Raw genomic sequence first — 22281 nt, 5'->3', positions numbered from 1 at the left:
GATTTTTGAGAAAATAACGTTTAGGCAAGTGTTTTTCGTTTCATCCTTGTCTAAAATACACCCTGCTTTTCGGTAAACGACCGAAAACATTACACCGACTGCGCGAGGAAAAAAGACATGCTTGAAGCCTTTTATGCCACAGAGCGCGGTAGTCTAGAAGATGCAACCATCAACGGAGGTTTCGACCTCCACCCCGAACTGGTCTGGATTGATCTCATCGCCCCCTCCCAAGAAGAACAACAATGGGTTCTAGATGCGTATGACCGAAACTTACCGACCCTAAAGTCGCTTGAAGACATTTCATCATCGGCACGATTTTACCGTGATGATGATGGAATTTTGCATATCAGCACCTATTTTTTAACAAAGAATAAAAACTTTCAAGTCGATGGTGATACTGACGACTCCTTACCGATGCTCGCAATGGTACAAACGGTTGCATTTATTTTGCATAAAGATCGCTTATTTACCATGCGTGGTGAAAAGTTGGTTGCATTCCGTGCATTTCGTGCCCGCGCTCGTCGTAATGACTATGATATGGACTATAAAGACCCAACCTGGATCTTGCTCGGCCTACTTGAAGCGAAACTGGATGAGCTTGCGGATATCTTAGAAGATATCCACAAAGACCTAGAACGATATTCCACAGAAGTCCTGAATAACCACCATCGCGAAAAAATACTCGACTTAGATGACATGATTACACGCCTCGCCCAGCAAGAAGATATGCTAGGAAAGGCACAACTGTGTTTAATTGATTTACGCCGTGTATTGACCTTTTTAGCGCGGCCGCGTGCCTTAGGCAGTCATATTTATGATGCCGACATTCGCGAGTTGAGTGAAGATGTTCGCTCACTGGTCGAACATGATGCCTTCTTATTCCAAAAAGTACGCTTCTTACTGGATACCACCTCTGGATTCATTAATACCGAGCAGAATGACACGATTCGTCGATTCTCGATTTTACCCAGTATGCTTGCACCACCGATGCTAATTGCCAGTATTTATGGGATGAACACCGACGTACTGCCCTTTGCGCACGGTAGCCTCAGTTTTTGGATTGTGATTGGTATTCTGATGGCCTTCCTAGTCCTACCCATGTTTTACTTCCGTTGGAAAAAATGGATCTAGACAAGAAAGGATTATTTCTATTTTTGAATATAATCCTTTCAATCTCAACAGCGTTTGCATGTACACCACACTCCCCCAAAGATGTGTTTATCGCACGTGTCCAATCTATACAAAAGCAGTCTTCTGACACCCAAAATCAATTTGAATTTCAGCATGTTCGCTTTATATTTCAGCATTTTCTCACCAAGTTATTTACACCTAAACCCACCCAATGGCACAGTAATTTCCCTACCAAAACAATAAAAACCAATGATTTAGTGATTGGTCTTGCCTATCCCGCAGATTCTGCCGCCCCCAGCAATTACCAGATCAGCACTCTGGCATTATTAGATTGTGAGAAAAACATCATATCGATCGATCATCCCATTGCCCCCTTTACGGCATGGGATAGACAAGTTAAAAGCTGCAGTAATGCCCCATCTAGCATCAAATTATTGGATGGTTTTTTAGAATATGATCAAAATTATTATCTAGCAAAGTTACATCAAAAATATCCAAGCTGTGAGGCGCTATTTTCTGCTTTTCCCAAAAGTTAAGCATAAAAAAAAGAGAGCCAAAAATAGCTCTCTTTTTCCACGCTGCCAGATCAATCAAATCAATTTCAAATCGTCTTGTAAATGGCACGCTTGGATGATTTTCAGCATCTTCTCAGACACATTTTTAAAATGCAGCCCTTTATTCTCAGGGGTTTGACGCAACCATTGCACCAAAACCGCCAAAGATAAAGTATTACCTTGTTCAAGCTGGGCCAAATCCACAACCAAAGGAAAATTCTTGTGTTGCTGAATATGCTTTAAACCTGCCTGATAGATTTGCTCTGCATTTTCAAAATTAATCGTTTTAGAAACAATTAGTTGCTGATCAATATACTGAATCACACCACCACCTTATTTTTTGCTAACAGCAGCATCTGCATCTGGTTTAAATGTTGCAATCGCTTTATTGATGTCACCACCATTACGTTGAACCGTTGCAGCAAACTGGTTACGGAACTGTAAACCAAGGTCAATACCAGACACATTGATATTACGTACCTTCCATTGATTGCCCTTATCGGTTAACTGGAACGATACTGGAATTTTTTCGCCATTATGCAAGAAGTCTAAAGTCACCACAGGGTTTTTACTGTTGGTCGATTTAAACGGACGCATGGTGTAGCTTTCGTTGGTATATTTCGCGAAAGCGCCGCCATAGTTCTCAATAATAACCGCACGGAAATTCTGTTCAAACTGAGCACGCTGTGCAGCCGTGGTGTACTGATTATTTGCATAAGTACCCAACACAATGCGAGTAAACGCTTGTGAGTCTACATATGGGTCAAGGTTTTGACGAATAATGGTACGAACCAAAGCTGGATTATTCTGTAATTTTGCATTATCTGCTTTTAAACGTGTAATCAAGCCATCAGCCACACGCTTCACAAAATCAGGCGGGGTCTCTGTAGGTGCTGCAAATGCCGCACTTGCAAGCATAGTTGATAATACGCTTGCCGTTAGAGTTTGTTTCAATAATGTATTCACTTCAATCTCCTAACCTGAATTACTCAACAAAAGACGGTTCTGCTTCAGCAGCAGGCTGCGAAGCTGAACTTTCTGTCGCAGTTGAGCTTGATGTGGCTTTGCCAGCACCGCCAGTAATAAACTTACTGATTAAATCTTCTAAATCCATTGTTCCTTGGGTATTTGAAACCACATCACCACGTTTTAAGTAGTTCACACCACCACCGGGTACAACTTTCAAATATTTCTCACCCAAAAGACCATTGGTTGCAACCATAATATAAGCATCTTCATCCAAAGTTGTGATGGAGGTCATGTTTGCAATAAGTTGCTGTTCCATTTCTTTTTGTTTCGCAGCATCTGCCTGTTGATAATCAGCGCTATAACGCAATTCTTCAAGTGCATTCTTTTGCACTTCTTTTAATTGCTCTGGGTTAAAACTCGTCAACTTACCATCCAGATCAAATTTGACTGTTGCTAGACGTGTCACAGGATCAAGCGTAATCGACTCCACACGGCCAATTGTCACACCACTCATGGTCACTTTCGCACGTGCCTTTAAACCATTTACGTTATCAAACTGCGCTGTCATGCTATAGCTATCACGTAAATTAGTACCGACTAAACCACTGACTTTCATCGCAAGAAAAAATAGAGCGATACCGAAGATAATGACAAAAATACCTACGGCCAGCTCACTAGTACGTGATTTCATTAAATCCCTCCGAACATGACCGCAGTCAACACGAAATCAAAACCTAATACACAAAGTGAAGAATATACAACCGTTCTCGTCATTGCGGTCGCAATACCTTCTGGCGTCGGATCACAAGCATAACCTTGATAGACCGCAACCCATGTACAAATTAAAGCAAATACAATGCTTTTGATAATGGTGCCATTAAAAATGTCATGCCAGAACTGTACGCTACTTTGCATACCTCCCCAGAATGAACCTTCATCCGCACCTAAGAAATCAACACCAACCATTTTGCCGCCAATAATACCAATGGTTGCAAAAATCACCGTGAGCATCGGCAAGCTGACAATCCCCGCCCACAAACGAGGTGAGACGATTTGTCTGAGTGGATCAACGCCAATCATTTCCATGCTAGCAAGTTGTTCACTCTGTTTCATCGAACCAATTTCAGCGGTTAATGCTGAACCCGCGCGTCCCGCAAATAACAATGCAGCAACCACAGATGCCAGTTCACGAAGCAATGTCAATGAAATCGCTGTACCTAGCATTGCTTCACTACCGAAGGTCACCAAAATGCTGTACATCTGCAAGCCCAGTACTGCACCAATAAACAAACCTGAAACCGCGATAATCAGCAGGGACATGACCCCGACACGATACATCTGATAAATAAAGCGCTGAAACCCGCCTTTCGATGGCATGGAAAATAAAACTTGTAAGAGCATCAGCGCCGCAGCACCAATCCCCTTTATCCGCTCAATAACGAGTCTACCTAACCAGGCAATCGCATTCATGGACGAACCTCGTTATCTAAATATGCTTGGTGTGTAAATTGATATTCCACAGGTCCTTCTATTGAACCTGTTAAAAATTGGCGTACAAATGGTGAGGCATGATTTTTTAATTGTTCAGGTGAGCCTTCACCCTGAATTTTACCTTCAGCAACTACATAAATATAATCTGCAATCGACAAGGTCTCTGCAACATCATGCGAGACAATAATCGTTGTTAAATCGAGTGCTTCTCTGAGTGAGCGAATGAGACGAGTTAAGACCCCCATAACAATCGGGTCTTGGCCTGCGAAAGGCTCATCATACATAATCAATTCAGGATCAAGAGCAATCGCACGCGCCAAAGCAACACGACGGTTCATACCACCAGACAGCTCAGACGGCATTAACTGTTCAGCACCACGTAAACCCACTGACTCCAGTTTTAAACCCACCAATTCTGCAATGATATGTTCAGGAAGCTGGGTATGTGCACGAATTGGGAAAGCGACATTTTCGTAGGTCGACATATCAGTAAATAAGGCACCACTTTGAAATAACATCCCCATACGCGCACGTGCAGCAAATAATTCGTGGCGAGACATGGTCGCAATGTTTTTACCATCGAGCAGCACTTCGCCCTGATCAGGAATCAATTGCCCGCCGATCAAGCGCAATAAGGTGGTCTTACCTGTACCAGAAGGACCCATAATTGCAGTAATTTGACCACGTCGAATTTTAAGACTGATATCGTCATAAATGACGCGTTCTCCTCGACTAAAGCTCAAGTTTTTAACTTCAATTAAGGCTTCTGTATCGAGAGGAGAGTTGTTATTCATAATGGCATTCATTCCTGCACTTTTTATGCACGCATACTATACACTGAAACATTAAACGCTTGTTTTTATTTTGATAACCGATGTATCAAGATTATTTAATTTATGTAGTTATTCTTTGAAACAGTTTGACTGGTGGTATGTTGGGAATTGGCATTAAAAGAATCAGAGTGATTGGTATCAAACAATGCATACGCAAAAAATAAGCCATTACAGAGCATTAAAATGACAAATAGACACGGCAGCCCTTCACTACACATGAAAGACCAAGTTTGACTCAAAAGACTTTTATTTTGCTTAACCCTATTCATTTCTTATTTAAAATTTGAATTAGTACACATTTTTATAATTTTACATGACTAACACAAAATAAAAAAGCCAGTTTTTCAACTGGCTTCTTGTTTTTATCGGTTTTTAACGATTAAAAATCGTTTTTGCGACGACGGTCGCCACCGAAAGTTTCTTCACGTGAACCGCGTACTGGACGCTCATCGCTACCAAACTTACGCTTTGGACGGTCATCACCACCGAAGCTGCGTTTTGGACGATCATCACCGAAGCTACGCTTTGGACGGTCGCCGAAGCCACCTTCACGTTGTGGACGATCACCGAAATCACGTTTTGGACGGTCACCGAAGCTGCCTTCACGACGTGGTTTGTAGTCTACACGGTTACCCCGGTTGTCATCATTCGAATCAAAACGCGGCTTATCATTGAAACCACCTTCACGACGTGGGCGATCAGAATTGAACTCGCGACGTGGACGGTCTTCACCACCAAAGCTACGCTTTGGACGATCATCAAAACCACCTTCACGGCGTGGACGATCTGAATTGAACTCGCGACGTGGACGGTCTTCGAAACCACCTTCACGGCGTGGACGATCTGAATTAAATTCGCGACGTGGACGGTCTTCGAAACCACCTTCACGGCGTGGACGATCTGAATTAAATTCGCGACGTGGACGATCTTCACCACCAAATGATGGACGTTCACCACGAGGTTTGTCATCGAAGCTACGACGTGGACGATCATCACCGCCTTCACGACGTTTGAAGTTACCTTCGCCTTCAAAACGACGGCCACCGCCGAAACCACCACGACCACGACCGCCGCCATCACGACCACCGCGACCACGACCACCGCCATCACGACCTGAACGCGCAGGAGGTGGAGATGGCTCTAAACCTTCGATTTCAGATACATTCAAACGTGCATCTAAATAATCTTCTAAAGCACGGATTTTACCACGCTCACGGTAAGTCGCTAAAGTTACCGCCTGACCTGTACGGCCAGCACGACCTGTACGACCAATACGGTGTACATAGTCTTCATTTTTCATCGGTAAACCGAAGTTAATGACGTGAGAAATGGTTGGTACGTCTAAACCACGTGCTGCTACGTCAGTTGCAACCAAGATTTTTGCACGACCTTCACGAATGCTACGTAAACGACGGTTACGCACTGTTTGTGGCATTGCACCGTGCAACGCAACAACTGAGTGACCTGCTTCCGCTAATTCTTCAGCAAGCATATCGGTATCTTCTTGCGTGCTTGCGAATACAACAGCTTGATCTACTGATTCGTCAGATAACCAATGTGTAAGTAATTTTTTCTTGTGTTCAAAACCATCCGTCCAATGTAATGTTTGAGTTACATCAGTGTTGGTGCTGTGACCTGTTTCAATCGCAATACGTTGTGGATCATTCATCATGCGCTCAGCAAGACGGATAATACGATCTGCAAAAGTTGCAGAGAACATCAACGTTTGGTTACGGTTAGCAGCTAATTCACCAATTGCTTCTAAATCTTCAGCAAAGCCAAGATCAAGCATACGGTCAGCTTCGTCAACGATTAAAGATTCAACTTTATCAAGTTTTAATTGACGACGGTTTACAAGATCAAGTAAACGACCAGGAGTCGCAACAACTACTTGTGCACCTTTAAGCTGTTGGATTTGTTTACCAAAAGGCATACCACCCATAATTGCAGCAATACGAACACCTTTCATGTGACGTACAAATGCAATCGCGTCTTGGCTAACTTGTTGAGCCAATTCACGTGTAGGAGAGATAACTAAAATTGTTGGCTGGGTAACAGCTTTCATGCGCTCTTTAAATGGCACAAAAGTTTCTTCACCCGCTAACGCGTTTAATGTAGGAAGTAAGAATGCTGCTGTTTTACCAGAACCTGTCTGGCTTGAAACTAATAAATCTTTTCCTTCTAACGCAGCTGGAATCGCTTGTTCTTGCACAGGAGTTGGCGTAGTAAAACCTAAACCTTCTAGGGCTTGTTGTAAGGTTTCGTGCAAAGAAAATTCGGCAAAAGTTTTGCTCATAGAGAGTTTCACCCTTGTGGGTGCTCCATTTTAATAAATACAAAAAATAGACATCGGCAACAAGCGGCAAAGCGACTCAAGCTGAAAATAGATGAAATTCAGCGGCGATCCGAATAACGACGATGTGGACTAAACGCACGCTTGATTACTGCCTCAACCTGAAGAATCGCTAAGCGATTTGGGCGCAAGATGTGGTCCTCTCTATGGACAGCGTGCGCTAATATGAATAGAACTGAATGTTCAGGTAATGAACTGGAATTTAAGTGCGTGGGCGGATTATAGCAGAAAGTTTAAGAAAGTCACGTTTTTTTAGAAAATACTAGGCTTAACGGTCACAAATAAGCTACACACTTCCAGTAATTGTACAATTATTCTTTTTAGCAACAACAGATTACTTTAACTGTGACATGAAAAATAAGAGTCAAAACAATTTTATGCTCATCAAATTATTACTAGGCGTATGGTTCTTAGGATGTCTGAATATTATTTATCATGGACAGCAGCAGAATCCGTCCCCATTTATTCATGGCACAGAATACATTTTTAAGTATCCAATTGAAGGTGTGTTCTTTACCTGCCTTGTTTTTTCAATTTATTTTATTGCCCGTGGCTTCGCATCCGTACTAATGCTGGATAAAACATACCCCCTCCTCACCTATACAATTTGTAGCTTCATCGTAATTGGACAATTATTGATTGCCTTTCTCGGCGCGATGCATGCACCCCCTTATTGGGCTGCTTATTTAATCAATACGGCTTTTCTACTTTTATTTCAGCTTTTTATTGTTCCCGCTCTATTACACAAAAAAAAGAGTAGCGTTTAGCTACTCTTTTTTTAATCTACAAATTATTTTGCAGCATCGCCCCAAGCTGGAACAACTGCTTGCATTAATGGTTTTAACATTTTAAGCGAACATGCAAGCACTTGACCATTGTCAAATGACTCACTCCCACCACGCGCATCAACCACAACACCGCCTGCTTCTTTTACAATCAACTCACCCGCAGCGATATCCCACGGTTTTAAGCCCAACTCAAAGAAACCATCAAAACGACCAGCTGCAACATAAGCTAAATCTAATGCAGCAGAACCACCGCGACGGATTTGTGCGCCTGCTTTAGTTACAGCCAATAATGAAGCGAAATGTTGTTCTGCATAAGAAACAATTTCACCATTACGCTTTGCACGATATGGATGACCGACTGCAAGGAAAGTATTTTCCAAGCTATCTTTTACATTGACACGAATACGGCGTTGATTCATCACTGCACCGCGACCTCGGCTAGCAGAGAATAATTCATCACGGACTGGATCATAAATCACACCGTGTTGAGTCACACCTTTATGTTGTACAGCAATCGAAATACAGAAATGCGGAAAGCCGTTGATAAAGTTTTGCGTACCATCTAAAGGATCAATCACCCAGCACCAATCTGCATCGTGACCTTTACCTTCTTGCATACCAAACTCTTCACCAAGGAAGCTGTGGTTTTTATAACTTTTACGAAGCGTTTCAATTGTCAATTCTTCCAAGTAACGATCAACACGCGTTACTGGACCATCAATGCCTTTTTCTTCAACTTGTAAATCGAGTTTATGACGATTTTGATGAGCCTTTAAAAGCTCTTGACCAACTGTTTGAGCCGCACGCGCAGCCATAACCACCATAGGTTCCATTGAACACCCACTACAAATTTGAAGATTTTGACAAAGAATAATGCATAAAAGCCCCTATATTCTATCAAATATAAGCGCTTTTAGGGGAAAAATGTTGCTAAAAATTATTCTAACTTTTACATCAACTTAGTGATGAGAAAACCAAGCTTGCTCAATTGAAGCCAAGATTCCTTGAGTATCTAAACCACAATCATGCAGCATCTGTTGATGCGTAGCTTGATGTAAGAACGTATCTGGCAAGCCCAGATTCAAAATCGGCTTGAGAATACGTGCTTGGGCCAAAAATTCATTGACGGCACTGCCCGCGCCTGCCATCACCGCATGTTCTTCAACAGTCACAAAAAGTTCAGTCTGTAGTGCTAAGTCACGCAGTATTTGTTCATCCAATGGCTTCACAAAGCGCATATTTACCACACGCACAGCAACCGCATGTTTTTGTGCAAACTGTTCAGCAGCATCGATAGAGGCTGCAACACGACTACCAAAGGCAAGGACACTAATCTGCTGTTCAGCATCCAAATTAAATTCAGCCACGATTTCAGCTTTACCTATTTCCATCGTGGTCATCTGCTGCTGAATTTCAACGCCTGTGCCGACACCACGCGGATAACGTACCGCTGTTGGCCCTTGGTAAAGGTAAGCGGTATGCAACATTTGACGACATTCATTTTCGTCTTTTGGTGCCATGATCACCATATTGGGTACAGTACGCATATAAGCATAATCATATGCACCTGCATGGGTTGGGCCATCTTCACCGACCAGACCTGCACGATCTATTCCAAAAGTAACATCGAGATTTTGCAGTGCCACGTCGTGGATCAGCTGATCATAGCCACGTTGTAAGAAAGTCGAATAAATCGCAACAACTGGTTTTAAACCTTCACATGCCATACCTGCCGCTAAAGTCACCGCATGTTGTTCTGCAATGGCCACATCAAAGAAACGCTCAGGATATTGCTGCGCAAATTTAACCATGCCTGAGCCTTCACACATCGCTGGCGTAATTGCCAATAAGCGTTGGTCTTGTGCTGCTTCATCACACAGCCATTGCCCAAATACGTCTGAATATTTAGGTGGCGCTTTTACCGTTGATGTTTTTGCAGCGGTAGCAACCACTGGTGCAATCTTGGTAATGGCGTGATAGGTAATTGGATCAGCTTCCGCAGGCGCGAAACCTTTACCTTTTTTTGTATAAATATGAACTAAACGTGGGCCTTTCCGTTTTTTCAGCGCATGGAAAACTTGTGCCAGCTGTTGCACGTCATGACCATCAAATGGTCCAAAATAATCAAAACCAATCGCTTTAAATAAATTATCAGCGGCATCAGTCGCAGATTGATGTAAGCGCGAATTATAAGTCCACTTTGGATGTGGCTGAACATAGGCTTCCCCTTGCTCATTCACATTAATCAATTGACCTGTTTCCCAAATCGCCGCCAAATGCTTGGCAAAACCACCGGTACTACAAGAAATGGACATATCGTTGTCATTTAAAACTACGATTAAATCGGCATCATGTGCAACCGCATCATTCATGGCTTCAAAAGCCATGCCCGCAGTCATCGCACCATCACCAACAATCGCCACCACATCACATGGATCTTTTTGATAGCGACGCGCCAAGGCCATACCCAAACCAGCTGAAATTGCAGTTGAGGAATGCCCTACGCCAAAAGTATCGAACGCAGACTCATCACGTGCTGGAAAAGCAGCTAAACCATCCTTACTGCGAATCGTGGTGATCCGCTCACGACGACCTGTTAGTACTTTATGTGGGTAAGCTTGATGGCCGACATCCCAGACTAAACGATCATCAGGCGTGTTAAAACAATAATGCAAGGCAACCGTCAGTTCGATCACCCCTAAATTTGCACCAAAGTGTCCACCGCTTTGTCCTGCTGCATACAAAATATATTGACGTAACTCATCCGCCACTTGTTCGAGTTGGCTTTGTTCGAGCTGACGTAATTGTTGTGGATGGTCAATTCCATCTAACAATGGCGTAACAGGACGTTGAGTTGGAATTTCGGTATACAACATAATGTGGCAAAGCCTTTTTAAGCCTGGCAAATCCGAAGCTGGGTTAAATGGGGGCAATCATACAATTAAATACGATCTACCTTCAATCAGCCACATGAGCAAATGATGCAGTGCTGAACATTTGCATGTCAATCTTAATGACTGGCCCGCAGATTATCCTGAATTATGTCACTGTTTATCAACCATTATTGTGTGCTTTGTATGAAAAAGAAAAACTTATGTGAAAAATCAGAAATTCCAATTCACGCAATCTTCATACATTAGGCTATACTCAGACTGTTTTTATTATCATAGTGAGCTCTCTGTGCCGATTGAATTTATTGCAACATCAAAGCTTCCCACCGCTTTTGGTGACTTCAATATTTCTGTGTTTCAAGACCCTAAAACGGGCGAAGAACATGTGGCGCTTTCCAAAGGTTTAGAAACGGCTCCAGACCAGCCGGTACTCGTGCGTATCCACTCAGAATGCTTGACAGGTGATGCTTTCGCCTCGCTGAAATGTGATTGTGGCCCCCAGCTCCAAGCCACTCAACGCTTAATTAATGAGGCGGGTCAAGGCGTGATTTTGTACTTACGCCAAGAAGGCCGTGGTATCGGTTTGACCAACAAAATCCGTGCTTATGCCTTGCAAGATCAAGGGCATGATACGGTTGATGCGAACCTGTTATTAAACCTACCTGCCGATGCGCGTCGTTATGATATGTGCAGCATTATGCTTGATCATCTTCAAGTTAAAGAAGTGAAATTAATCACCAATAATCCTTTAAAACTAAAAGCATTAACGGATTTAGGCATCAATGTGGTTGATCGTGTCCCATTGACAGTGGGTCGAAACCCATTTAATGAACAGTATTTAAAAACCAAACGTGAGCGTATGGATCATCTCTATAAAAAGGATGACTTCTGAGTTTAGAGTCATCTCGCTCGTTAAAGAGTATTTATTAATATGCAGTTATTCAGTATTTTCTTAGTAACAGGTCTCCTGTTACTAAGTGGCTACACTCAAGCAAATGAGCATAAAATACCCTCTTCAAATATTAAAATTATCAATCAATTACATAAATTTAAGCAGCAAGATCATTTTCTAAGTGATGGCTATCTCTATACAGGCGTTCAAGATAATCACTTGAAAAGAGTATTGAATCAAAAAGTAGCCCACACTGCTGAAGCGTACATCCAGCTTTATCAGCACTCTGATCAACCAAGTAAACAACAGCGACTGAAAATACTTTCTGACGGTATTCATCAAATTGATCCTGATTCACTTGGTACAGATGACAGGGAGCAAGTTGCAGGTACATTTGAACATTTTTTAGATATTACGGGCTTGGAAAGTTCTGAAGGTATTTTAAATACTTGGCTATATAACGAAGAAATTAATCGGCTTATTGAAAAGAGTCGCGCTGCGCAGTCTAAGTAAAAATAGGGTTATCCCCTAGCACCACACCCTAGACCATGCATTTTTCATCTTGACTCAAAAATCCCTTACTTTTCTTATGGAATTGTGTTTTGATATCAATAATTCCTAGATCACTTTAAAAGGATCATCATGCAGCATCCAACTTCAGCTGATATTCAACGTGTTCGTGAGTTTTTACTCGATCTACAGGCACGGATTTGTGCAGGACTAGAGCAACAGGAACGTGCTGGCGGTGGCACCGCTGAGTTTATCATTGATGATTGGCAGCGAACCGAAGGTGGCGGTGGTCGCTCTCGCGTTTTGCAAAATGGTGAAGTGATTGAAAAAGGTGGGGTGATGTTTTCCCACATCAATATCAGCAAGCTACCTGCTTCTGCGACTGAACGTCATCCACAAATTGCAGGCGCGAAAGCACAAGCTTTAGGTGTCTCGTTGGTGATTCACCCGAAAAATCCCAATATCCCAACCTCGCATGCCAATGTTCGCTTATTTGTCGCTGAGCCTGAAGGCCAAGATCCAGTGTGGTGGTTTGGGGGTGGCTTTGACCTAACCCCGTTCTATCCTGACGAGCAAGATGTTCTCAACTGGCATCAAACTGCGTATGACTTATGTCAGCCCTTTGGTGACACGGTTTATGCAGAACATAAGCAATGGTGTGATGATTATTTCTATTTAAAGCATCGTGATGAGCAGCGTGGTGTCGGCGGTTTATTCTTTGATGATTTAAATCAATGGGATTTCGAAACTTGCTTTAAATACATGCAAGCTGTAGGTAATGGCTATTTAGCAGCGATTTTGCCAATTTTTGAAAAGTACCGTGAACAGCCATATACTGAAGCTCAACGTGAGTTCCAGCTGTATCGTCGTGGTCGTTATGTCGAATATAACTTGGTTTATGACCGTGGTACCTTGTTTGGCTTACAAACTGGTGGCCGTATTGAATCGATCTTGGTGAGTTTGCCGAATCTTGCAGGTTGGTCGTATCGCCCTGAGTGGGATGAGAACTCAGCAGAAAAGCGTCTTACCGATTATTATCTAAAACCAAGAGATTGGTTGGGTTTGAATGCTTAACCATCTAAAAGCCAAAGCAACCATCTGCTTTGGCTTTTTTCTTAATCTAAATGCATCCGATACTCAATAATCCCTGGCTTTTCTGCAATCCAGTCATAGAGTTTCTGTGCCGTATGATTCGTTTCCTGTGTATGCCAGTATAAGCGATCACACTGATGTTCCCTCGCTTGTTGCTGCACATATTCGATTAAGCGCTTTCCGATCAACTGCCCCCTTTGTGCTGGTGAAACGAATAAATCTTCTAAATAACAATAGTTATTTTTCGCCCAAGTTGAACGGTGAATGACGTAATGTACAAAACCTAAAAGCTGATCTCCTTGTTTTGCAACCGCACAGTAGACGGGCTCAGTTTGATCAAGGAAACGTTGCCATGTGGTTTGTGTAACGGCGCTAGACAGTTCCACCTTGTAAAAATTCTGATAGGCCAGCCAAAAGGGTAACCACTGTTGATAGTCATCTTGTTGCACAGGAGTCACGTGGATGTCTTGATACTGCATGAAATTTTCCTTAAATTTTATGGTCTTGGAAATGAAGTTAGCAGTGTAGTTTTGATTGTGGATGGTTTATAAGATACAGTTTTGATTTATTTGACAGTACCAGTTTACTCGAAATGAAAAATTCATCTGCTGCCCATTTTCCTCATCTCGTCTTAGCGCAAGGCAACATTAAAGACGCCTTATACACAGCCTTACATACCGCCATTTTAGATGGCAGGCTTCATGCTGGAACAAAACTTCCATCAAGTCGCACATTAGCAGAAATGATGTCTATCTCTCGTAACTCGGTTTTAGCAGCATTAGAGCGCTTATTGGATGAAGGTTATCTCATCACCAAACCAAGTTCTGGAACCTATGTCAGTGCACTCATCCCCGACCAATTCATTCAAGCACAAGCTCAACCTCCTATTAATTCTTCAATAACAGCTCAAAACTTAGATATTAATCAAGATCTGGCCCAACATCTTAAAACTTGGCAATTACAACAAGCATCACAAGAAAAAAGAGTTTTTCATGTAGGAGTCGGATGTGTTGATCTTTTCCCACACCAACTTTGGGAGAAACTGCTGGGCCGAGCTTGGCGGCAGTCATACCACCAATTGGGGCAAACGCATGACCCTCGTGGTTACTTGGCTCTACGACAAGCAATTTGTAACTATGTTCGTTCAACACGCGGCTTGAATTGCACAACACAACAAATTTTGATTGTGAACGGAACCCAACAAGCGATCCATTTAACCGCTTTCGCCTTATTGCAGAAGCAGGATCAGGTCTGCATGGATGAACCTGGTTATGATGCAGCTTTAGCAGTTTTCCAGAGTTTTGGGGCAAAAACACAACCCATTTTAAGTGATGATGAAGGGATGAATATTCCAGACATCGTTCAACATCATGCACAAAGTAAATTGATTTATACAACACCCTCACATCATTTTCCATTAGGCGGTACATTGAGTTTAAAACGCCGCTTAATGCTGTTGGAATGGGCTACGCAACAGCAAAAATGGATTTTTGAAGATGACTATAATAGTGAGTTTCGTTACGGCTCTCGTGCTATTCAAGCCTTACAAGGATTAGATCATCAGCAACGTGTGATTTACTCAGGAACATTTTCTAAAATGATGTTCCCTGAGTTTCGCTTAGGCTTTATGGTGATACCAGAGGCATTAGTCGAACTATTTAGTCTTGCAAAGAAGCAAATCGACAGCCAATGTTCTTGTTTAGAACAAGTTGCTTTAAGCCTTTTTATCCAAGAAGGCCATTACGCAAGGCATGTCCGCAAAATACGTAAAGCATGTTATGAGCGTCAACAGGTATTAATTCGCGCGATCCAAACCTATCTCGCAGATATTTTAACAATTCAAGTAACTGACTCAGGAATACATTTACTCTGTTGGTTAAATCCAGATTGGACGGAACAAGAGTTTATTGCTTACTGCTTAAAGGTTGATTTGGCGGTTCAACCCCTTTCTCGATATTGCCAAACCGACGATTCCCCAAGCGCAGTCTTATTTGGTTATGCGGCACATCAACCTGATGAAATTTGGCGCAATATCCAAAAGCTGGCTGAAGCCATCAAAGTATCCATGATCTGATTGCGATCAAATCAATAACTTTATACACTTCAGCTATTTTCTTCAGTTGATCATCGCACAATGACCAAACAATTTGCTGTAATTGGAAATCCGATTGAACAATCCCGCTCACCTGAGCTCCACCATGCATTCGCAGCAAAAACTAGGGTCGATCTACACTATAAAAAAATCCTTGCGCCCTTAGATGGTTTTGAAAGCACAGCAAAGGCTTTTTTTGCCCAGAATGGTGTAGGGATGAATGTCACCGTACCGTTTAAAGAGCAAGCTTTTGCGTTATGTGATCAACTGACTGAACGTGCCAAGATCGCCAAAGCCGTCAATACACTCTGGATGCAGGACGGCAAACTGTATGGTGATAATACTGATGGCCAAGGCTTGGTTGCGGCAATTCAGGCATTGGATTGGAACTTAGAAAATAGCCGTATTTTAATTTTAGGCGCAGGTGGCGCAACCCGCGGTGTGATCTACCCTTTGGTACAAGCAGGTGCACAACAGATTGTGATTGCCAACCGTACCCTTGCCCGCGCTGAACAACTCGTTGACGATTTAAAGGACGCAGTCCCGCAAGCTGAGCTGAAAGCGATTGGCTTAGATCAATTGACAGGTGAATTTGATCTTGTGATTAATGCAACATCCGCAAGTTTAACTGGGGATACGCTACAACTGCCTGAAAGCTTAGTGTTTCATCATGCTTATGAAATGGCCTATGGCAAACCCTCAAGCTTTCTAGATCAGGCCAAACAACGCCAGATCCCCTCTACTGATGGTTTTGGCATGTTAGTGGGTCAAGCGATTGAAGCATTTTCGATCTGGAATGGGGTAAAACCTGAACTCAAAGACTTTTTATAATTATCCAAATACAAAATAAAAAACCTGCATTTTGCAGGTTTTTTATTGAGGATAAAGAAATTATTTAACGGTCAGCATCTTCTGATAGACCTCTTTAAAAATCTCATAATCAATAAATTCGTTATGCTCGATTTTTAAAGACTGAATCGACTTCCCAGACAATTTATTCTTACGCGCATCCACATACACTTGCCCTAAGATATTTGCGGTCTGTCCAAGTAAGACTTTTTCCTCACTTGAAGCGCCGTTCTCTTGTTCGAACTGGATTTGATATTGCTTGGCAAATAACTGCTGTGGTTGCTTATATTGCGCTTGTAGCTTTTTCCACGCTTGACGACCTGTATCGCCATGCACGGCATCCAGTACAATACGATTTACCGCTTGCCCCAATGTATCATCAAACTGGTCTTCGTTTTCAAGATGATGCTTCTTCTGTAAGGCTTCTATGCTTTGTAGCGCTTTCCCTTTTGGATTATAAACCTCTTCATTGGCATACCAGTATGCATATACAGTGGCAATTTCTTGCAACTCTTGACTTGAATAACGCTGTACAATTTGTGGTGCATTTTCTGTCAATTTTGCAATGAATACTGCTTTATAGGTTTGGTCATAAGCATGCGTTGCATCATAGCGTTGTTCCGCAATTACTTTGAGTTGATCTTCTAAAGACATGGTATATGGTTCTGCTGAACGTTCTTGAACCCCTGCTTGACCTAATTTCTCAGAGAAACTGTTCACTGCTTGTTCTAGCATCGAGCCTTTACTTGCTTCTGACCAACTCTTCGCACGTTTCAATTGTGCCTGATCAATTGGGGTGGCTTTGCCATAATTTGAAATCAACATATCGGCTTTGACACTAAAACGTGACTTCAACTCAGATAGGCCATAGTTTAAATCATAGTCTAATTTAACCGCACGCCCTTGGGCATCCAAACCAATATCCATAGTAAATGGATTTCGTTTCTCAACTGGTGGCAATGCTTTTGCAATATCCGCTTGATGCTTGATCCAAAGTGCCTTAAATGCCTGATCATCAATAAATTGATTTTGATCATAGGCAGCAAACTGTTTTTCGACCGCTTGTAATTTAGTGATATAACTCAAGAAACCAGATTCAGCTTGCGTACCAAAGACATCAATGTCATACATACTTTGGCAATACTGTGCATCGCCATATGTGGTTTTTGCTGTATTTTGCAGAGCTGTACATTGCTCCTCAGTTAAACCCGCCTGTTCGTCTTTGGATACTTCTGAATCATCGGATACTTCAGCATATTCAGATGCTTCTGGATCATCAGCCGCTGCTGCAACTGCTCGCGCCGCTGCGGCTAACGCCGTATCTTCCTCGGCCTTATCCATATCTACTGCTTCAGCATCATATTCAGTTTCCTCATCCTCCACACCAAAGTGTTTATTCACCAAGCGATACAATTCTTGGCTGACCACACTGGCATCATCCGCTGAATTTTTCTTATCCAATAATGAAGCGGTTTTTTCTGATTTACTTGCAGCATCAACTTCATTGGCAATCAGTTTCTCAAGATTCTCTTCCTTAATGTTGAGAACATTTTGCATGAAGTATTTTTCATTGACCTTGCTATACAAATTGGCTTGTAAAATCAGTTCTTCAATTGAACTTTTTAAACGAATTTTCTCGACCACACCTGCTGCTTGATCAGCAGAAGAAACCGATAAGGCTTGAAGGTTATTTTGATCTGCAAGACGATAATAGACGGCGCCAGAAGCTTTCGTATATTCAGCAAATTTTTTGTAATCCACGTGCTTGAACATATCCTGATATTTAGAAAAATCTAAATAAGCCAGATTATTCTGACTGTCTTTATTGACCAAATACGGCATCAGGGCAAAATAGTTGATATAAAATTTATAATTATTCAGATCAACAACCATCGGTATTTTAGCTTGTACCAGCAAAGTTGGCTTTTCATAACGCGCTGTCAGGTTAAATGAGCCCATTTTCTGGCGATAATGCACTGAACCATCATATTCAAACTGCATGTCATTGAGGACATTGGCCATGATTTGGGTAAACTTATCTACCTTGGTCTGACCATTGCTTTTTTGTTCTTGTGCCAAGGCCACATACAACGCTTGTTTTTGTTTTGCGTTTAAATTGACCTTCTGATCTCGTAAATATTGATCGACTTTTTGTTTCAATGCCGTATCCAGAACAGCATTTTCTGCTTTTGTATTGCTATGCTGTTGACTCGGTTCAACATGAATATTAAATTTTCCGCGATAATCATAGCTCGGATATTCGTACATCGCATTCATACTATTGATGGCTTTCTGTTCCAGATTGGTCGAAGCTGTATTGGTTTTAATGACATGTTGTGAACATGCAGAAAGACTCAGACCCATTAAGCATAAAGTTAAATATTTTATACGCATAGCTTTACCAAACACCTTTATATCATTATATTTTCAATTCTAAAATTGAGTAATTTTCACATTTCATATCCGTTTTGACACCAACAGAAATGTGGTTTTTCTAAGAACTTATCTTCAAGGAAATTCGCTTTTCTGACATTCTTTTCCCAAGTGATTATCAATGTATTTTTATCACCATTGTGAATAATCAAAGTATCGAAACAGATAATCCAAAATGATTCAAATACAGGATTAAGATTATGCCAGCTTATAAAGCCCCGCTCCGTGATATTCGTTTCTTAATGAACGAAATGTTAGATTATCCAGCACATTACCAAACTTTGACAAGTGGTCAAAATGCGGATGCTGAAACAGTTGATATGATTCTTGAAGGTGCAGCAGATTATTGCGAAAACGTACTTTCACCATTGAATCAATCTGGTGATGAAGAAGGCTGTACGTTTAACAACGGCGAAGTCACTACACCAAAAGGTTTTAAAGAAGCATACGACCAATTCGTTATGGGTGGTTGGCAAGGTCTTTCTTATCCAGAAGAGTTTGGCGGTCAAGGCTTGCCAATGTCTTTAAACCTGATCAAATCTGAAATGATGGGAACGGCGAACTGGTCATTCACCATGTACCCAGGTTTGAGCACAGGCTGTATGAACACGATCATGCAGTTCGGTACAGATGAGCAAAAAAATACCTATATGCCTAAATTGGTTGAAGGAACTTGGTCTGGCACAATGTGCTTAACTGAACCGCAATGTGGTACCGACTTAGGTCAAGTTAAAACTAAAGCAGAACCTACTGCTGATGGCACCTACAAAATCTCTGGTACTAAAATCTTCATTTCTGCAGGTGAGCATGATTTAACCGAGAACATCATCCACATCGTATTAGCTCGCCTTCCAGATGCACCAGCAGGTACACGTGGTATTTCGCTGTTCATCGTACCTAAATTCATCCCAACCGCGGATGGCGGCGTAGGTGAGCGTAATACTGTTTCTTGTGGTTCAATCGAACACAAGATGGGGATCAAAGCCTCTGCTACTGCAGTATTGAACTTTGACAATGCAACGGGTTACTTGATCGGCGAAATCAACAAAGGTTTACATGCAATGTTTACCTTTATGAACACTGCCCGTATCGGTACAGCAGTTCAAGGTATTGCGCACGCTGAACTTTCATTCCAAGGTGCTTTACCATATGCAAAAGACCGTATGTCTATGCGTGCCCTTTCTGGTAAGAAAGAGCCTGAGCGTGTAGGTGATGCGATCATTCACCACGCTGACGTTCGCCGTATGTTATTGACGCAAAAAGCGATTGCTGAAGGCGGTCGTTCGATGATCTATCATGCTGCTAAACTTGCAGACAAAATGACAGATGCATTGGTCAATGGCGATCAAGCAGCGTATGAAGCTTATGATGACAAACTTGGTTTTTATACCCCGATCTTAAAAGGTTTCTTGACTGAGCTTGGCTTAGAAGCAGCCAACCACGGTATGCAAGTCTACGGCGGCCATGGCTATATCCGTGAATGGGGTATGGAGCAAATCGCACGTGATGCACGTATCTCTACCTTGTATGAAGGCACGACGGGTATCCAAGCACTTGACTTGATTGGCCGTAAAGTGCTGTTAAGCTCAAAAGGTAAAGTGGTTCGTGACTACACTGCTGAAATCTTGAAGTTCTGTGCAACTCACGCACGTAACAAGTATCTCCGTCGTTTTGCTTGGGACTTAACTAAGCTTTGCGCACAATGGAATACCTTAACCGTTCGTATCATGCTTGCTGCACGTAAAGATCGTGACATCGTTTCTTCAGCTTCAGTTGATTTCTTGATGTTCTCTGGTTATGTCATGATGGCTTATTTCTGGGCGCAACAAGCAGTGGTGGCTTCTGAGAAATTAGAAGCAGGTAACGGTAGCGAAACCCCAGAATTCTATAAAGCAAAAATCAAAGTTGCAGATTTCTACTTCGACCGCCTATTACCACGTGCACAAGGCCATGCGGAATCAATGGTGACAACCTCTCGCACTTTGACTTCACTTGCACCTGAACATTTCAGCTTCGATTACTAATCGGAACTAAAATAAAAAAGAGCGCTGAATGCGCTCTTTTTTATTTTGAATATAGGTGATTTAATCTACTTTCTTAAATATATAGGCCTGTTCTGGGAATGGATATTCTTTAAAGAACTTACGGTTACGTCCATTATCGCCATTCCATATCTTGTCCAGATCCATCACCAAGTCCTGATTTGGACTGACTTGATAATACAAATTGACATCCGCAGCATCACAACGAATCATAATTTCATTCAGTTCTTTATGCACATGCCACTGGACCTGCTTACAGGTTTGCTCAATCTTGGCAATATTACGCGATGGGTCTGAACCAAGTCGGCTAAAACTGGTATTGGTCCAAAATACGGAGCCATCCGCCATTAAATTCAGAATATATTCCGCTTCTTTCTCATTATTGACGCAGCCCGCAAAGGCATCACTACAAGGAATACGTGCATGATAACGGCCCGCATAGACCAAATCGGCTTCTGAAGGCTTACTCAAATTATGTTTACGGTCCGCAGAGTATGGCAATGTTGCTTGACCAGCCACTTGGGTCAATGACAAGCCTTGTGTATCAGAGGCAACGGGTTCCTGTTCATCGGTCAGCACTACACTTGCATTACGACTCGATTGCATCTGGGCTTGTTGTTGCTTCATTGGCTCGGGATGATGGCTATCACAAGCACTCAAACCAAGACTCAATAGAACTCCTACACTCACATACTGTAAGAATAACCTGAACTGCATATTCATAAATCTCTAACATCAATATCGTTATCGCGTGCGTTTCACAAACAGACCCCGAACCTCGGAAAATATAGGGATCATTGCCATGTTCGTCTATTCCCCAAATGGGTAATAGCCAATGCGATAGGACTGAAATAGCAAATTGACAAAGCAGTATGCTTTAATTCGGTGCATTTTAGGCGATGCTGTTGGTTTTTCCATCAAAGATTTACACAACTTAACTAATTTCCCATCTGTTTAAACTTTAAAAAATTCAGTCCGACCCTATTTCTTAATTAACAGCATCCTAAACTGAAATAATTTAATTTTTTACTGCTGTTTCATCAATTTAAGGAGACAAACTCGATGGCCAACTCTGGTTTATATCGCTCAAACCAACAAAGCATGATCGCTGGTGTGATGGGCGGTATTGCGGAACGGTTTGGTTGGAACGCAAATTTATTACGCCTGATCTTTGTTGTGATCTCACTCATGAGTGCAGCCTTCCCGGGTATCTTGGTCTATTTGATTTTATGGTTGGTGATTCCAAAACAACAGCAAGCCCGTGTTGATCATGTGCAAGGTTATAACCAACCTGTAAAAACGATTTATGAAGACCAAAGCATAAAACGTTAATTCTCTTTTACCTTTTTGGTCGCTACGGT

Annotated in this window: 20 protein-coding genes; 9 read left to right on the top strand and 11 right to left on the bottom strand. The window is 42.1% G+C overall.

Annotation, left to right across the window (positions count from 1 at the left end; genetic code table 11):
* Positions 1-117 precede the first annotated feature (117 nt).
* Together NG55_RS11055 and NG55_RS11050 are read left to right on the top strand one after the other, a co-directional pair.
* Positions 118-1131 (top strand): magnesium and cobalt transport protein CorA, encoded by a 1014-nt coding sequence (locus tag NG55_RS11055; RefSeq protein ID WP_004657647.1) that lies wholly within the window; start codon positions 118-120, stop codon positions 1129-1131.
* The gene (locus NG55_RS11050; RefSeq protein WP_065343267.1) at positions 1122-1667 is read left to right on the top strand and encodes a hypothetical protein; all 546 of its coding nucleotides are present in this window, start codon (positions 1122-1124) and stop codon (positions 1665-1667) included. Before NG55_RS11055 ends, NG55_RS11050 begins: the two co-directional genes overlap by 10 nt.
* Before the next feature lie 54 nt (positions 1668-1721).
* Here NG55_RS11050 and NG55_RS11045 read toward each other — a convergent pair whose 3' ends face one another.
* The 8 genes from NG55_RS11045 to dxs all read right to left on the bottom strand — a co-directional run bounded on the left by NG55_RS11045 (position 1722) and on the right by dxs (position 10995).
* Complete coding sequence (locus tag NG55_RS11045; RefSeq protein ID WP_023271257.1) at positions 1722-2009, bottom strand: STAS domain-containing protein; 288 nt, start codon at positions 2007-2009, stop codon at positions 1722-1724.
* 9 nt (positions 2010-2018) lie between these two features.
* The gene (locus NG55_RS11040; RefSeq protein ID WP_016542816.1) at positions 2019-2651 is read right to left on the bottom strand and encodes an MlaC/ttg2D family ABC transporter substrate-binding protein; all 633 of its coding nucleotides are present in this window, start codon (positions 2649-2651) and stop codon (positions 2019-2021) included.
* Positions 2652-2670: 19 nt separating this feature from the next.
* Positions 2671-3345: an outer membrane lipid asymmetry maintenance protein MlaD gene (gene mlaD, locus NG55_RS11035; protein ID WP_023271256.1), complete on the bottom strand. Its 675-nt coding sequence runs from the start codon at positions 3343-3345 to the stop codon at positions 2671-2673.
* Entirely contained in the window at positions 3345-4124 is a 780-nt protein-coding gene (gene mlaE, locus NG55_RS11030) for a lipid asymmetry maintenance ABC transporter permease subunit MlaE (RefSeq protein ID WP_065343266.1), read from the bottom strand. Before mlaE ends, mlaD begins: the two co-directional genes overlap by 1 nt.
* A complete protein-coding gene (locus NG55_RS11025; protein WP_016542813.1) occupies positions 4121-4939 on the bottom strand; it encodes an ABC transporter ATP-binding protein in 819 nt (272 codons plus the stop codon). The genes mlaE and NG55_RS11025 overlap by 4 nt, the downstream gene beginning before the upstream one ends.
* 418 nt (positions 4940-5357) lie before the next feature.
* Positions 5358-7274, bottom strand: coding sequence for a DEAD/DEAH box helicase (locus NG55_RS11020; protein ID WP_016542811.1), 1917 nt, complete (start codon positions 7272-7274; stop codon positions 5358-5360).
* An 847-nt stretch (positions 7275-8121) separates the two neighbouring features.
* Complete coding sequence (locus NG55_RS11010) at positions 8122-8952, bottom strand: inositol monophosphatase family protein (protein ID WP_005238523.1); 831 nt, start codon at positions 8950-8952, stop codon at positions 8122-8124.
* A 126-nt stretch (positions 8953-9078) separates the two neighbouring features.
* Entirely contained in the window at positions 9079-10995 is a 1917-nt protein-coding gene (gene dxs, locus NG55_RS11005; protein WP_065343264.1) for a 1-deoxy-D-xylulose-5-phosphate synthase, read from the bottom strand.
* 304 nt (positions 10996-11299) lie between these two features.
* Between dxs and ribA the strand changes: the two genes are divergently transcribed.
* From ribA to hemF, 3 genes are all read left to right on the top strand, one after another.
* Positions 11300-11902 carry a GTP cyclohydrolase II gene (gene ribA / locus NG55_RS11000; protein ID WP_016542807.1) on the top strand — a complete coding sequence of 201 codons (603 nt, stop codon included), beginning with the start codon at positions 11300-11302 and terminating at the stop codon, positions 11900-11902.
* Between the two features lie 39 nt (positions 11903-11941).
* Entirely contained in the window at positions 11942-12415 is a 474-nt protein-coding gene (locus tag NG55_RS10995) for a DUF4844 domain-containing protein (protein ID WP_065343263.1), read from the top strand.
* A 129-nt stretch (positions 12416-12544) separates the two neighbouring features.
* Positions 12545-13486, top strand: a complete 942-nt coding sequence (hemF, locus tag NG55_RS10990; RefSeq protein ID WP_065343262.1) for an oxygen-dependent coproporphyrinogen oxidase — start codon at positions 12545-12547, stop codon at positions 13484-13486.
* Between the two features lie 41 nt (positions 13487-13527).
* Here the strand turns inward: hemF and NG55_RS10985 are convergent, their stop codons facing one another.
* The gene (locus tag NG55_RS10985; protein ID WP_023271253.1) at positions 13528-13983 is read right to left on the bottom strand and encodes a GNAT family N-acetyltransferase; all 456 of its coding nucleotides are present in this window, start codon (positions 13981-13983) and stop codon (positions 13528-13530) included.
* Between the two features lie 113 nt (positions 13984-14096).
* Between NG55_RS10985 and pdxR the strand changes: the two genes are divergently transcribed.
* Together pdxR and aroE are read left to right on the top strand one after the other, a co-directional pair.
* The gene (gene pdxR, locus NG55_RS10980) at positions 14097-15578 is read left to right on the top strand and encodes a MocR-like pyridoxine biosynthesis transcription factor PdxR (RefSeq protein ID WP_065343261.1); all 1482 of its coding nucleotides are present in this window, start codon (positions 14097-14099) and stop codon (positions 15576-15578) included.
* A gap of 60 nt (positions 15579-15638) precedes the next feature.
* The gene (gene aroE / locus NG55_RS10975) at positions 15639-16427 is read left to right on the top strand and encodes a shikimate dehydrogenase (protein WP_065343260.1); all 789 of its coding nucleotides are present in this window, start codon (positions 15639-15641) and stop codon (positions 16425-16427) included.
* Between the two features lie 60 nt (positions 16428-16487).
* Here aroE and NG55_RS10970 read toward each other — a convergent pair whose 3' ends face one another.
* Positions 16488-18839, bottom strand: a complete 2352-nt coding sequence (locus tag NG55_RS10970; protein ID WP_065343350.1) for a hypothetical protein — start codon at positions 18837-18839, stop codon at positions 16488-16490.
* 239 nt (positions 18840-19078) lie between these two features.
* Between NG55_RS10970 and NG55_RS10965 the strand changes: the two genes are divergently transcribed.
* A complete protein-coding gene (locus NG55_RS10965) occupies positions 19079-20902 on the top strand; it encodes an acyl-CoA dehydrogenase C-terminal domain-containing protein (RefSeq protein ID WP_065343259.1) in 1824 nt (607 codons plus the stop codon).
* Between the two features lie 60 nt (positions 20903-20962).
* Here the strand turns inward: NG55_RS10965 and NG55_RS10960 are convergent, their stop codons facing one another.
* On the bottom strand, positions 20963-21637 hold the full coding sequence (locus NG55_RS10960; protein ID WP_065343349.1) for a hypothetical protein: 675 nt from the start codon (positions 21635-21637) through the stop codon (positions 20963-20965).
* Positions 21638-21982: 345 nt separating this feature from the next.
* Between NG55_RS10960 and NG55_RS10955 the strand changes: the two genes are divergently transcribed.
* Positions 21983-22252 (top strand): PspC domain-containing protein, encoded by a 270-nt coding sequence (locus NG55_RS10955; RefSeq protein WP_005276002.1) that lies wholly within the window; start codon positions 21983-21985, stop codon positions 22250-22252.
* Positions 22253-22281 lie beyond the last annotated feature (29 nt).

The organism is Acinetobacter gyllenbergii (assembly GCF_001682515.1).
GTDB classification, from domain to species: Bacteria; Pseudomonadota; Gammaproteobacteria; order Pseudomonadales; family Moraxellaceae; genus Acinetobacter; species Acinetobacter gyllenbergii.
The sequence above is the reverse complement of the archived record's forward strand: the minus strand, read 5'-3'. Positions and strand labels throughout refer to the sequence as shown.